Source organism: Variovorax sp. UMC13 (assembly GCF_014170375.1).
GTDB lineage: Bacteria > Pseudomonadota > Gammaproteobacteria > Burkholderiales > Burkholderiaceae_C > Variovorax.
In genome coordinates, this window is record NZ_LZZW01000018.1 from 201,197 (window position 1) to 213,565 (window position 12,369).

A 12,369-nucleotide genomic window follows, 5' to 3' on the forward strand; every position below is an offset into this window, starting at 1 on the left:
TCGATCCAGTGGAAAAAGAGGCGAGCGATGGCTTGGAAACTCGACGCGGCCGAGGCCGGGTTCAGGCAGGAGGTCCGGGATTTCCTGGACCAGGCCCTGACGCCCGAACTGCGCACCGCGGGCCGGCGCTGTTCCGGCATCTTCAGCGACTACGACGACGGCATCCGCTGGCACCGCATCCTCGCGCAGCGCGGCTGGAGCGTGCCCAGCTGGCCGGTCGCGCATGGCGGCACCGGCTGGACGCCGATGCAGCACTACATCTTCGCGAGCGAACTCGCGCAGGCCGACGCACCGCCGCTCGCGCCCAACAGCACGCGCATGGTGGCGCCGGTGATCATCGCCTTCGGCACCGAGGCACAGAAGCAGCGCTGGCTGCCCGGCATCCGCAATGGCGACGACTACTGGGCCCAGGGCTACTCCGAGCCGCAGGCGGGCTCCGACCTCGCGTCGCTGCAGTGCCGCGCGGTGCGCGACGGCGAGCACTACGTGATCAACGGCACCAAGATCTGGACCACCCATGCCCACTGGTCCAACCGCATGTTCTGCCTGGTGCGCACCGCCAGCGGCGGCAAGGCGCAGCAGGGCATCAGCTTCCTGTGCTTCGACCTCGACCTGCCGGGCATCACGGTGCGCCCCATCGTCAGCATCTCGGGCGACCACGAGCTCAACCAGGTGTTCTTCGACGAGGTGCGTGTGCCCGTGTCCGCGCTGCTGGGCGAGGAGAACCAGGGCTGGGCCATCGCGAAATACCTGCTCGCGCACGAGCGCGGCCATGCCTGGGCGCCGCTGCTGCGCGCACGGCTGCGGCGCCTGCGCGCGGCGGCGCGCGCGGCGTGGCCACACAGTGACGCCGACGAGGCCCGCGACATGGCGCTGCGCCTGGCCGAGGCCGATTGCGCGATCGATGCGGTCGAGGCGCTCGAGCTGCAGGCCCTGCGCGCGCAGGTGCAGGGCGAGCCGCCGGGCATCCGGCCCTCGATGGGCAAGGTGCTGGGTTCCGAACTGCGCCAGCGGCTGACCGAACTGGGCATCGAGATCGCCGGCCGCTACGCCGCGGTGAACCTGCCGCTGGCCGACAGCCTGCAGGGCGAGCTGTCCGTGCCCGAGGAGGCCGTGTTCTCGATGTCGGCCTACCTCAACGACCGCGCAGCGTCGATCTACGCGGGTTCCAACGAAGTCCAGCGCAACCTCATCGCCGCGCACCTGCTGCGCGGCTGACCTCCATGACCACCGACACCCTTCAAGCCGAGCGCGAGCACACGCTCGCGATGCTGGTCGACAGCCTCTCGCGCTACCTCGGCGCGCGCTTCGACCTCAACCAACGCCTGCGTTCGCTGGCCGAGGCCACCGACGCGCCGCCGGCCTTTTGGTCCGGCCTGGCGCGCGAACTCGGCCTGCTGGGTGCGGCCCTGCCCGAGGCCCAGGGCGGCCTCGGCGGCGGCATGGCCGTGCACCTGGCCGTGATGCAGGCCTTGGGTGGCGCGCTGGCGGGCGAGCCCTACCTGTCGAGCATCGTGATCGGGGCGGGCCTGCTGCAGCGCCAGCCGGGTGCGTTCAGCGACGCGCTGCTGGCCGACGCGGTCGGGGGCCGCGCGGTGCTGGCCTTCGCCCATGCCGAGCCCGAGGGCCGCGACGAACGCGCCGCGGTGCGCACGCGGCTGGTGCGCGATGCCGAAGGCTACGAGATCGACGGCCACAAGGCGGTGGTGCACGCGGCGTCCTGGGCCACGCACCTGATCGTGTCGGCCCGCAGCAGCGGCCAGCCGGGCGATGCCCAGGGCCTGTCGCTGATCGTGGTCGAGCGCGATGCGCCCGGCGTGCAGCTGCGCCCCTACGCGCTGCGCGACGGCACGCGTGCGGCCGAGCTGAAGCTCGAGCGCGTGCGCGTGCCGGCCGAGGCCCTGCTGGGCCGCGAGGGCGAGGCGCTGCCGCAGATCGAACAGGCGCTCGACGAGGCCACGCTCGCGGTCTGCGCCGAGGCCGTGGGCGTGATGCGCCGGCTGCTGGCCGACACGCTCGACTACGTGCGCCAGCGCAAGCAGTTCGGCGAGGCCATCTCGAGCTTCCAGGTGCTGCAGCACCGGCTGGCCGACATGCACATGGCGCTGGCCCAGGCCGAGGCGCTGACCCAGGCGGTGCTCGAGGCGATGGATGGCACGGCCGACGAACGCGCGCGGGCCGTGTCCTCGGCCAAGGTCGCGGTCGCGCGCGCCTGCAGGGCGGTGGGGCAGGGCGCGGTGCAGCTGCATGGCGGCATGGGCATGACCGAGGAACTGGCCATCGGCCATTATTTCCGGCGCGCGACGCTGATCGAATCGCAGTTCGGCCCGGCCGCATGGCACCTGCGGCGGGTCGCGCGGCTCGAGGCGCAACAGGTCTAGGGCCGCAGCACCACGCGCCCGAGCGCATCGCCCTGCATCGCGGCCAGGGCCTGGCAATGGTCCGACAGCGGCCACACGCCCGCGATGGCCGGGCGCAGGTCGCCGCGGGCATGCAGCGCCATCACGCCGCGCAGGTTGGCCGCCGCCTGCTCCGGCGCACGCTGCGAGAACTGGCGGATGTCCACGCCCACCAGCGCAGCGCCCTTGAGCAGCGGCAGGTTGGCCGGCAGCGCCGCGATGCCGCCGGCCGCGAGCCCAGCACCAGGTGGCGCCCGCCCCAGCCCAGCGAGCGGAAGGCGGGCTCGGTGAAGGCGCCGCCGACCGGGTCGACCACCAGGTCCACGCCGCCCGGAGGCGCGATCGCCTTGAGTGCGCCACGCCAGTCGGCGGCCGAGGTATCGATGGCCGCGTCGGCACCGGCCGCGAGCGCCAGCGCGCGTTTCTCGGGCGTCGAACCGCCCGCGATCACACGGGCCCCGAAGGCGCGCGCGAGCTGCACCGCGGCCAGGCCGACGCTGCCCGCGGCGCCGAGCACGAACACGGTTTCGCCGGGCCGCAACGCGCCGCGGTCGACCAGCGCGTGCCACATGGTGCTGTAGGGCACGGCCAGCGCCGCCGCTTCGGTGAAGGGTGCGGTCGCGCCGATGCGCTGCACTGCACTGGCCGGCACGCACACGGTCTCGGCCCAGGCGCCGCCGGCCGTGGCCGAGCCGCAGACGCGCTCGCCGAGCTGCCAGTCGCCCTCGGTGTTCTCGCCGATCGCCTCGACGGTGCCCGCGAACTCGCTGCCCGGGATGTAGGGCACGGGCGGCTGCAGCTGGTAGCGGCCCTGGGCCAGCAGCAGGTCGGCGTGCGAGATCGCGCTGGCCTCGACACGGATGCGCAGTTCGCCGGGGGCGGGCTCGGGCCGCGGCAGCTCGCGCAGCGCGAGGCCTTCGAGCGGCCCCAGCCGGTCCGTCTGCAAGGCCTTCATGCGGTCCGCCCCTGCCTGCGCACCGCGCCCGGCACGTCACGGCGATGCGTGAAGGCGAACAGCGGAACGTCGATGCCGGGCATGCGGAAAAAGGGGCGCTGGATCACGGGCGTGTCTCCTCTGGGGTCTCGGTGGAACAGGCACCTTAGGAAGGGCAGGGCGCCGCGGCAATCGTCCCTTTCGACGATGCCCCGGCGCACGGGCCCTTCCTATGATCGACCGCAGAGACCGGCATTGGGCCCGGTCGCGCAGGAGACACGACGCATGACCGCCATCGACGACCGCACCCCGATCATCGTGGGTGTGGGTGAGATCACCCACCGCAACAAGGAGCCCGAGGGCGGCCTCGAGCCGATCGAGCTCATGCTCCGCGCGCTGCGCGCGGCCGAAGAGGACGCCGGCGCCGCGCTGCTGGCGGACATCGATTCGCTCGACATCGTCTGCGAATACTCCTGGCCCTACACCGACGCGACCGCGCTGCTGGGCGAGCGGCTGGGCCACCTGCCGGCGCGCCGCGTGTACGGCGAGGCCGGCGGCGAGTCGCCGGTGCGCTTCATCCACGAGGCCGCGCTGCGCATCGCGCGCGGCGAGAGCCGGGTCGCGGCCATCACCGGCGCCGAATCGCGCTACACCGTCGACGCCGCGGCCAAGCGCGGCATCGACCTGGGCTGGACGCCCAGGGACGACACGGTGAAGCTGGTGCGCGGCACCGACCTGTGCCACCCGGTGGCGGTGAAGCACGGCGCCGCGATGCCGATCACGATCTACCCGCTCTACGAGAACGCCGCGCTCGCGCACTGGGGCCAGACCCCGCGCGAGGCGCAGCAGGAATCGGCCGCGTTGTGGTCGCGCTATTCGCAAGTGGCCGCGGCGAATCCGCATGCCTGGCTGCGCCAGGGCTTCAGCGCCGAGGCGGTGGCCGAGCCGAGCGCCGCCAACCGGCTGATCGCCTGGCCCTACACCAAGCACATGGTGGCCAACCCGGTGGTCAACATGGGCGCGGGCGTGCTGCTGACCAGCGTGGGCCATGCGCGCGCGCTGGGCATCGCGCCCGAGAAATGGGTCTACGTGTGGGACGGCGCCGCGGCGCGGGAGCCGCGCGACTACCTGCAGCGCGACCAGTTCCACCGCTCGCATGCGCAGGACCTGGTGATGGAGACCGTGCTCGCGCAGGTGGGCGGCGATGCGGCCGCCTTCGAGATGCTCGAGCTCTACAGCTGCTTCCCCATCGTGCCCAAGATGGCGCGCCGCACGCTGGGCCTGGCGCCCGAGGCGCAGATGACCTCGACCGGCGGCCTGAGCTTCTTCGGCGCGCCGCTCAACGACTACATGACGCACGCGGCCGCGGGCCTGGTGCGCGCGCTGCGCAGCGCGCCGGGCAAGACCGCGCTGCTCTACGGCCAGGGCGAGTACGTGACCAAGCACCATGCGCTGGTGCTGGGCTCGAGCCCGCCGCCGAACGGCCTGCCCCCGGCCGACTACAGCGTGCAGGCCGCGGCCGATGCGCGGCGCGGCCCGGTGCCGGCCTTCGTCGAAAGCTACAGCGGCAGCGCCACGCTCGAGACCTTCACCATCCTCTACGGCCGCGACGGCCTGCCCACGCACGGCATCGTGATCGCGCGCACGCCGGCGGGCGAACGGCTGATGGCGCGCGTCGAGCCCGACGACGAAGCGGCGCTGGCGGTGCTCACCGACCTGGACCGATCCCCGGTGGGCAGCACCGGCCACGTCACGGCAGGCACCGACAGCCTGTGCTGGAGCCTCGCATGAACGCAGAACAGAAGAGCGACGCGGTGCGCGTCGAAAAACTCCCCGGCCACATCGCGGTCGTCACCATCGACCGGCCCGAGGCGCGCAACGCCGTCAACGGCGCGGTCGCGGCCGGCCTCGAGGCCGCGGTCGACGCGACCGAGGCCGACGACGACACCTGGGTCGTGGTGCTGACCGGCGCGGGCCCGGACGCCTTCTGCGCCGGCGCCGACCTCAAGGAGGTCTCGGCCGGCCGCGGCAGCGCGCTGAGCACCGAGCGTGGCGGCTTCGCGGGCTTCGTCTACCGCGAGCGCAGCAAGCCCTGGATCGCGGCCGTCAACGGCAAGGCGCTGGCCGGCGGCACCGAACTCACGCTGGCCTGCGACCTGGTGGTGGCGGCCGAGCATGCGGCCTTCGGCCTGCCCGAAGTGCTGCGCGGCCTGATCGCCGCGGCGGGCGGGCTGTACCGGCTGCCGCGCGCGATCCCGCCCAACATCGCGCTGGAACTGATCCTGACCGCGGGCCAGCTCGACGCGCAGCGTGCGCAGCAGCTGGGCTGGGTCAACCGGGTGGTGCCGGCCGCGGCGCTGCGCGACGCGGCGCTGGCGCTGGCGGCCCAGATCACGCGCAACGCGCCCACCGCCGTGCGTGAGAGCCTGCGCGTGGCGCGCATGGCCCACGAGCTCGACGAGGCCGCGCTGCGCACGCTGACCCGCGCGGCCTTCCAGTGCGTGGCGGCCAGCGAGGATTTCCGCGAAGGCCCGCGCGCCTTCATCGAGAAGCGTGCGCCGCAATGGACCGGCCGCTGAGCCCGGACCTGCGATGAACGCCACCGACGACATCCAGCTCGACCGCAGCCACGAAGGCATCGCGGTCGTCACGCTGAACCGCCCCGAGCGCCTCAACGCGCTGAGCCAGATGACGGTGCGCCGCCTCTGCGCCTTGCTCGACGGATTGGCCGCGGACGACGCCGTGCGCGTGCTCGTGCTCACCGGCGCGGGCCGCGGCTTCTGCGCCGGCTGGGACCTGTCCAGCCCGCTGACCGATGCCAGCGGCACCGAACTGCCCGGGCCGCCCACGGTGGCCGACTACTGCACCGGGCAGGAACTGTTCGCCGGCATGGTGCGTCGGCTGCGGTCGCTGGGCAAGGTGGTGATCGCGGCGGTCAACGGCGTGGCCGTGGGCGCGGGCTTCGCGCTCACGCTGGGCGCGGACCTCCGCATCGCGAGCCGCGCCGCGTCCTTTCATGTGGGCGCGGTGCGCATCGGCCTCACGGCCGGCGAGTGCGGCATCAGCTACCACCTGCCGCGGCTGATCGGCGCCTCGCGCGCCTTCGAGGTCATGTTGACCGGCCGGCCGATCCCGGCCGAGGAGGCCGAGCGCATCGGGCTGGTCTCGCAGCTGGTGGACGATGCCACCGATCTGCTGCCGCAGGCGTTGGCGCTGGCCGAACAGGTGCTGCGCAACAGCCCCTACGCCACGCGCCACACCAAGCAGATCATGTGGGCCAACCTCGACGCGGGCGGGCTCGACGCCGCGATCGAACTCGAGAACCGTGCCCAGGTGCTGGCGCTCATGACCGAGGATTTCAAGGAGGCCTCGGCGGCCTTCGTGCAGAAGCGGGCGCCGGTGTTCAGCGGGCGTTGAAGGCGAGGGCGGCGGCGGGCTGCGACAATCGCCGCCCTCAGCCGCAACGCCCGAATCATGAAGCTGGTCATCGTCGTCCTCGAAGGGGTGCAGTCGCTCGACGTCGCGGCGCCGATGGATGTGTTCACCGAAGCCAACCAGTACCTGGCGGCCGACCGGCAGTACGAGATCACGCTGGTGGGCCTGCAGGCCGGCACCGTGCGCTGCGCGAACGGCATGGAACTGCATGTCGCCACCGACTACCTCCACTACACCGCGCAGCCCGACCTGCTGCTGGTGGCCGGCGGGCCGAAGCTGCCGGACCGGGATGTCTTCCCCGCGAGCTTTCTCGAGTGGCTGAGCGCGAAGGCCGAGGGGGCGCTGCGCTACGGCTCGGTGTGCAACGGCGCCTTTCCGCTGGGCCATGCCGGCCTGCTCAACGGCAAGCAGGTCACGGCGCACTGGCACGACGTGGACCGGCTGATCGCGCGCTTTCCCAGGGCGCGCGTCCGGCCCGACAAGATCTTCCTGCGCGACGGCCGGCTGTTCACCTCGGCTGGCGTGACGGCCGGTGTCGACCTGTGCCTGGCCCTGGTCGCCGAGGACTGGGGCCATGAACTGGCCTTGCGCATCGCCAAGCGGCTGATCGTCTACATCCGCCGCGATGGCGGCCAGTCGCAGTACAGCCCCTATCTGGCGGTCGGTCCCAAGGAGGAAACCGTGGTGGCGAAGGTGCTGCGCCATGTGACGGAGCACCTGAGCGAGCCGCTGTCGATCGAGCAACTGGCCGACGCGGTGGCCGTCAGCCGGCGCACCTTCTCGCGCGTCTTCGCCAAGGACGCCGGCATGACGCCCTCGGCCTTCGTGGAACAGGTGCGTCTCGACTCCTGCCGCAAGCTGCTGGAGGAGACCGACCTGCCGCTCAAGACCGTGGCCTTCCGCTGCGGCTTCCACAACGCGAACCAGATGCGCACCGTGTTCGCGAAGCGGCTCGACACTACGCCGCGGGACTATCGCCAGCGCTTCCGTGACGCGGCGCCGGCGGTGGCCGGAAACCAGCCTTCATTGGCCTGAAGCCGACCGCTTCCGCAGGCTCGGCGCAGGGGGCCGGCCATAGACTTTTTCTCCTGCGGACCGACCGCAGTCCTTCAGGAGAAATCATTCAAACCACGCACATGCCGAGCCCCGCGCAAGACCCGCGGCAGGCCTCCCTCCGGCACCTTCCGGTCAATCTCTTCGCCTCCGTCATGGGCATCGCGGGCCTGGCCGCGGCCTGGGGCCAGGTCAGCCACCGCTTCGGCGCCGGCCCGCAGGTCCACCAGACCATCGGCGGCATCGCGGTCGCGCTCTTCGCCGTGCTGTGCCTCGCCTATGCCGCCAAGGCCCTGCGCTTTCCGCAGGCGGTGCGCGACGAGTTCAGGCACCCCATCGCGGGCAACTTCTTCGGCACCATCGCCATCGCGACATTGCTGATCTCGTCGCTGATCGCGCCCGTCAGCGCGCTGGCCTCGCAGCTCCTCTGGGGCCTTGGCGCGGCGATGACGATCGCGCTGTGCTTCGCGATCGTCAGCCGCATGCTGCGGGGCCAGGTCGATGCCGGCCATGCCGTGCCGGCCTGGCTGATCCCGGGCGTGGCCACGCTCGACATCACGGTCGCGGGCGGCACGCTGCCCATGGCCTGGGCCCGGGAGCTCAACCTGTTCTCGATGGCGGTCGGCGCCATGGTCGCGCTGGTCTTCTTCACGATGATCGTTTCGCGCTTGATCCATCATCACGAGAAGCTCGCCAACGAGATGGTGCCGTCGCTGATGATCCTGATCGCGCCCTTCGCGGTCGGCTTCCTGGCCTACACCAGCTTCTTCCAGCGCGTCGATGCCTTCGCCGCCACGCTGTTCTACTTCGGCCTGTTCGTCTTTCTCGTGCTGGTGGTGAAGGTGTTTCGGCGCGGCGTGCCCTTCGGGGCCGGCTGGTGGGCCCTGAGCTTTCCGATCGCGGCGCTCAGCAATGCGGCGCTGCGCTATGCGGTCCAGGTCGATCTGGCGGCGATGACGGCGCTGGCCTTTGCGCTGCTGGCCTTCCTGAGCGGCCTGATCGCGGTGCTCGCCGTCCGCACCCTGCAACTCCTGGCCAGCGGCGAACTGCTGCGGCCCAGGGCGCAGCCGAAGGCGGCCCTGGTGCCCATGGCGGAAGCGCCGCGCTCGGGCTGGGACGAGGTCGGCAACTGCAGCGGGCTGGATCGCATCAGGGCGGCGTAGGCGGCGAGCCGCGACAAACCCTCAACGGCGCCCGATCAGCGCCTCGATCTCCCGGATCACCGCCTCCTTCTCCCGGTTGTAGACCTGCGGGTCGGCAGGATCGATGGCGTGCGCCCGTTCCTTGGCCGCTTCGTACTTCCGCCGCAGGTCGGGCCGGCGGTCCAGGATGGCCATGAAGGCCAGCGAATCCGCGTGCACCGGATCGCCGCGGTGGCAGATGTGCACGTTGACATTGAAGCGCCGGCCGGCGAGCACCACCGAGGCGCAGACATAGGGCTTCTCGTCGGTGTCGACCCAGACCGGCCGGCGGTGGAAGCCCAGGCGCTCGAAGGCCTGCTGCTCGGCGCGCAGGTCCGGCCGTGTGGTGATCGCCACCGCATCGACCATGGGTTTGCCGCGCAGGCCGACGATGGCCGTGCTGCCGATGTGCACCAGTTCCACGCCCGCGAGGGCCGCGTGCACCTCGTCGCGCACCCGGCCAAAGACCTCGGAATAGATGGGGTCGTAGGCCACGATGTGGCGGTGCTGCAGTCCTTCGTCGAAGCGTTCGAGTTCCATCGGGCGTCCTTTCGATACCGGCGGATTCGCGCCGCCGCACGGCGTGCACGCTCGGCGCCGGCCAGTCCGGACTGTACGAAGTTCCAACGCAAGCATGGCCCCACGCGATCGGCTTGCTCGAATTTCGCATGAGCAGGCGCGCAAAGCTTCTTTCACGCGCGACAGGCCCGCTTCAATACTGCGGCCCGGCATGCCTTCACGTTCCAGCCATGGAGCGGGGGAGCGGCTCCCTTTCCACTTCTCCTGTTCACCGAGGCTTCACTTGATTCGTCACACCCTGCTCGCAATGATGTTGGCTGCCGGCCTGATGCCGGCCGTCGTGGCCCAGGCCGAGACCGTGCGATGGGCGCGCAGCGCCGACCCGGCCACGCTCGATCCCCATGCGGTGAACACCGGCACCAACTTCAACCTGCTGCACCAGGTCTACGAACCGCTGATCATCCGGCTGCCCGACGGCAAGCTGCAGGGCGCCATCGCCACCGCGTGGACGCTCACCACCGACCCCAGCGTCTGGGAATTCAAGCTGCGCCCCGGCGTCAAGTTCCACGACGGCTCGCTGCTCACGGCCGACGACGTGGTGTTCTCGCTCAAGCGGGCCCAGGCGCCGACCTCGCAGCTGAAGTCGCTGCTGTCCTCGGTCGACACCATCACCAAGGTCGATGCGCTCACGGTGCGGGTCAAGACCAAGGGCCCGAACCTGATCTTCCCCAACAACCTGAGCAACATCTTCATCCTCAGCGAGGCCTGGGCCAAGGCCAACAAGTCGGAGACCGCGCAGGACGTGGCCAGCAAGACCGAGAACTTCGCCATACGCAACGAGAACGGCACCGGGCCCTACACGCTGGTCTCGCGCGAGGTCGACAGCCGCACCGTGCTCAAGCAGTTCCCGCAGTACTGGGGCCGGGGCCAGTTCCCGCTCGAGGTGACCGAGCTGGTCTACCTGCCGATCAAGTCGCCGGCCACGCGTGTCGCGGCATTGCTCTCGGGCGAGGTCGACTTCCTGCAGGACCTGCCGGCGCAGGACGTGGCACGGCTCAAGGCCGACAAGAGCCTGCGCGTGACCGAAGGGCCGGAGAACCGTTCGATCTTCCTGGGCCTCAACGTGGGCGCCAAGGAGCTCAAGTACGCGGACGTGAAGGGCAGGAACCCGCTGGCCGATCCAAGGGTGCGCGAGGCCATCGGCCTGGCCATCGACCGCGATGCGATCAAGACCGCCGTGATGCGCGGCCTGTCGATTCCCTCGGGCATCATCGCGCCACGCTTCGTCAACGGCTACGAGAAGGCCTTCGCGGCCTATCCGAAGGCCAACGTGGCGCAGGCCAAGAAGCTGCTGGCGGAGGCGGGCTACCCCAACGGCTTCGGCATCACCCTGCACACGCCGAACGACCGCTATGTCAACGACGAGGCGATCAGCACCGCGGTCTCGGGCTTCCTGGGCCGCATCGGCATCAAGACCACGGTGGCGGCGCGCCCCATCGCGCTGCACAGCACGGCCATCAACCAGGCCGACACCGACTTCTACCTGTTCGGCTGGGGCGTGCCCACCTACGACTCGGCCTACATCTTCGACTACCTGGTCCACACCCGCGGCAAGGACGGCCGCGGCCCGACGAACGCCACCGGCTACAGCAATGCCGACATCGACGCGAAGATCGTCTCGCTCGCCTCCGAGAGCGACAAGGCCAAGCGCGACGCCACGATCAAGAGCATCTGGCAGACGGTGCAGGTCGAGCGCTTCTACATCGCGCTGCACGACCAGGTGCTGAACTACGCGTCGAACCCCAGGCTCGACATCCCGGTGAGCCCGGAGAACACACCCTTCTTCAAGTTCGTGAAGGTGGCGAAGAAGTAGGCGTCGCATGCTGGTCCATCTGCTGCGCCGGCTCGGCCAGTCCGTGCTGGTGCTGCTGGCCGTCTCGCTGATCTCCTTTCTTGTCTTCCGGCACATCGGCGATCCGACGATCAGCCTGCTGGGCGAGGACGCGACGCTCGAGGAGCGCGCCGAGCTCACGGCCCGGCTGGGCTTCGACCGGCCGGTGCCGGTGCAGTACCTGCGCTACCTCGGCGAGGTGCTGCAGGGCGACCTGGGCGTCTCGTACCGCTTCAAGCGCCCGGTGGCCGAACTGATCGCGGAGCGCCTGCCGGCCACGCTGGAACTGGCGCTGGTGGCCGCGGTCTTCGCGATCGCGGGCGGCATCGCCCTGGGCGTGTACACCGCGATCCACCGCGACGGCGCGCTGAGCCGCGCGATCATGACGGTGTCGCTGGTCGGCGTTTCGCTGCCCACCTTCCTGATCGGCATCGGCCTGATCTACCTGTTCGCGGTCGAGCTGCGCTGGCTGCCGTCCTTCGGCCGCGGCGAGACCGTGAAGCTGGGCGCCTGGAGCACCGGGCTGCTCACCGCCTCGGGCTGGAGCGCGCTGCTGCTGCCGGCCTTCACGCTCGGCTTCTACAAGCTCACGCTGATCATGCGGCTGGTGCGCGCGGAGATGCTGGAGGTGCTGCGCTCGGACTACATCCGCTTCGGCCGGGCGCGCGGCCTGCGCACGCGCGACCTGCACTACGGCCATGCGCTGCGCAACACGCTGATCCCCGTCATCACCATCACCGGGCTGCAGATCGGCTCGCTCATCGCCTTCGCCATCGTCACCGAGACGGTGTTCCAGTGGCCGGGCGTGGGCTTGCTGTTCATCTCCTCGATCCAGGGCGTGGACGTGCCGGTGGTCGCGGCCTACCTGCTGCTGATCGCGCTGCTCTATGTGCTGATCAACCTGGTGGTGGACCTGTTGTATGTCGCGGTGGACCCGCGCCTGCGCGTCGCCTGATC

The 12,369-nt window shown here is 70.9% G+C and carries 12 protein-coding genes; 9 read left to right on the top strand and 3 right to left on the bottom strand.

Annotated features, from left to right (window positions below):
• Window positions 1-27 precede the first annotated feature (27 nt).
• On the top strand, window positions 28-1,218 hold the full coding sequence (locus tag A9977_RS15720; protein ID WP_183025791.1) for an acyl-CoA dehydrogenase family protein: 1,191 nt from the start codon (window positions 28-30) through the stop codon (window positions 1,216-1,218).
• 5 nt (window positions 1,219-1,223) lie between these two features.
• Window positions 1,224-2,381, top strand: coding sequence for an acyl-CoA dehydrogenase family protein (locus tag A9977_RS15725; RefSeq protein WP_183025792.1), 1,158 nt, complete (start codon window positions 1,224-1,226; stop codon window positions 2,379-2,381).
• Here the strand turns inward: A9977_RS15725 and A9977_RS34295 are convergent.
• A complete protein-coding gene (locus tag A9977_RS34295) occupies window positions 2,378-2,503 on the bottom strand; it encodes a hypothetical protein (RefSeq protein ID WP_259651985.1) in 126 nt (41 codons plus the stop codon). The genes A9977_RS15725 and A9977_RS34295 overlap by 4 nt on opposite strands.
• The gene (locus A9977_RS15730) at window positions 2,503-3,354 is read right to left on the bottom strand and encodes an NADPH:quinone oxidoreductase family protein (RefSeq protein ID WP_220811818.1); all 852 of its coding nucleotides are present in this window, start codon (window positions 3,352-3,354) and stop codon (window positions 2,503-2,505) included. The genes A9977_RS34295 and A9977_RS15730 overlap by 1 nt, the downstream gene beginning before the upstream one ends.
• Window positions 3,355-3,618: 264 nt before the next feature.
• Between A9977_RS15730 and A9977_RS15735 the strand changes: the two genes are divergently transcribed.
• The 5 genes from A9977_RS15735 (at window position 3,619) to A9977_RS15755 (ending at window position 8,984) form a co-directional block, all read left to right on the top strand.
• Window positions 3,619-5,124, top strand: a complete 1,506-nt coding sequence (locus A9977_RS15735) for an acetyl-CoA acetyltransferase (protein ID WP_183025793.1) — start codon at window positions 3,619-3,621, stop codon at window positions 5,122-5,124.
• The gene (locus A9977_RS15740; RefSeq protein ID WP_183025794.1) at window positions 5,121-5,912 is read left to right on the top strand and encodes an enoyl-CoA hydratase-related protein; all 792 of its coding nucleotides are present in this window, start codon (window positions 5,121-5,123) and stop codon (window positions 5,910-5,912) included. Before A9977_RS15735 ends, A9977_RS15740 begins: the two co-directional genes overlap by 4 nt.
• 13 nt (window positions 5,913-5,925) lie before the next feature.
• Window positions 5,926-6,750, top strand: coding sequence for an enoyl-CoA hydratase/isomerase family protein (locus A9977_RS15745; RefSeq protein ID WP_183025795.1), 825 nt, complete (start codon window positions 5,926-5,928; stop codon window positions 6,748-6,750).
• Between the two features lie 57 nt (window positions 6,751-6,807).
• Window positions 6,808-7,803 (top strand): GlxA family transcriptional regulator, encoded by a 996-nt coding sequence (locus tag A9977_RS15750; protein WP_183025796.1) that lies wholly within the window; start codon window positions 6,808-6,810, stop codon window positions 7,801-7,803.
• Window positions 7,804-7,904: 101 nt separating this feature from the next.
• Complete coding sequence (locus tag A9977_RS15755) at window positions 7,905-8,984, top strand: SLAC1 anion channel family protein (protein WP_183025797.1); 1,080 nt, start codon at window positions 7,905-7,907, stop codon at window positions 8,982-8,984.
• A 21-nt stretch (window positions 8,985-9,005) separates the two neighbouring features.
• Here the strand turns inward: A9977_RS15755 and A9977_RS15760 are convergent, their stop codons facing one another.
• Window positions 9,006-9,542: a GrpB family protein gene (locus A9977_RS15760; protein ID WP_183025798.1), complete on the bottom strand. Its 537-nt coding sequence runs from the start codon at window positions 9,540-9,542 to the stop codon at window positions 9,006-9,008.
• A 286-nt stretch (window positions 9,543-9,828) separates the two neighbouring features.
• On the opposite strand from A9977_RS15760, the gene A9977_RS15765 reads away from it, so the two are divergent.
• Complete coding sequence (locus tag A9977_RS15765; protein ID WP_259651986.1) at window positions 9,829-11,394, top strand: ABC transporter substrate-binding protein; 1,566 nt, start codon at window positions 9,829-9,831, stop codon at window positions 11,392-11,394.
• A 7-nt stretch (window positions 11,395-11,401) separates the two neighbouring features.
• The gene (locus tag A9977_RS15770) at window positions 11,402-12,367 is read left to right on the top strand and encodes an ABC transporter permease (RefSeq protein ID WP_183025800.1); all 966 of its coding nucleotides are present in this window, start codon (window positions 11,402-11,404) and stop codon (window positions 12,365-12,367) included.
• Window positions 12,368-12,369: the final 2 nt, after the last annotated feature.

Excerpts from the sequence above, each read along its gene's own strand:
- A9977_RS15725 (WP_183025792.1), top strand. The coding sequence starts at position 1,224 with ATGACCACCGACACCCTTCAAGCCGAGCGCGAGCACACGCTCGCGATG.
- A9977_RS15735 (WP_183025793.1), top strand. The coding sequence starts at position 3,619 with ATGACCGCCATCGACGACCGCACCCCGATCATCGTGGGTGTGGGTGAG.
- A9977_RS15760 (WP_183025798.1), bottom strand. The coding sequence starts at position 9,542 with ATGGAACTCGAACGCTTCGACGAAGGACTGCAGCACCGCCACATCGTG.
- A9977_RS15720 (WP_183025791.1), top strand. The coding sequence starts at position 28 with ATGGCTTGGAAACTCGACGCGGCCGAGGCCGGGTTCAGGCAGGAGGTC.
- A9977_RS15755 (WP_183025797.1), top strand. The coding sequence starts at position 7,905 with ATGCCGAGCCCCGCGCAAGACCCGCGGCAGGCCTCCCTCCGGCACCTT.
- A9977_RS15740 (WP_183025794.1), top strand. The coding sequence starts at position 5,121 with ATGAACGCAGAACAGAAGAGCGACGCGGTGCGCGTCGAAAAACTCCCC.
- A9977_RS15730 (WP_220811818.1), bottom strand. The coding sequence starts at position 3,354 with ATGAAGGCCTTGCAGACGGACCGGCTGGGGCCGCTCGAAGGCCTCGCG.
- A9977_RS15750 (WP_183025796.1), top strand. The coding sequence starts at position 6,808 with ATGAAGCTGGTCATCGTCGTCCTCGAAGGGGTGCAGTCGCTCGACGTC.
- A9977_RS34295 (WP_259651985.1), bottom strand. The coding sequence starts at position 2,503 with ATGGCGCTGCATGCCCGCGGCGACCTGCGCCCGGCCATCGCGGGCGTG.
- A9977_RS15765 (WP_259651986.1), top strand. The coding sequence starts at position 9,829 with ATGATGTTGGCTGCCGGCCTGATGCCGGCCGTCGTGGCCCAGGCCGAG.
- A9977_RS15745 (WP_183025795.1), top strand. The coding sequence starts at position 5,926 with ATGAACGCCACCGACGACATCCAGCTCGACCGCAGCCACGAAGGCATC.
- A9977_RS15770 (WP_183025800.1), top strand. The coding sequence starts at position 11,402 with ATGCTGGTCCATCTGCTGCGCCGGCTCGGCCAGTCCGTGCTGGTGCTG.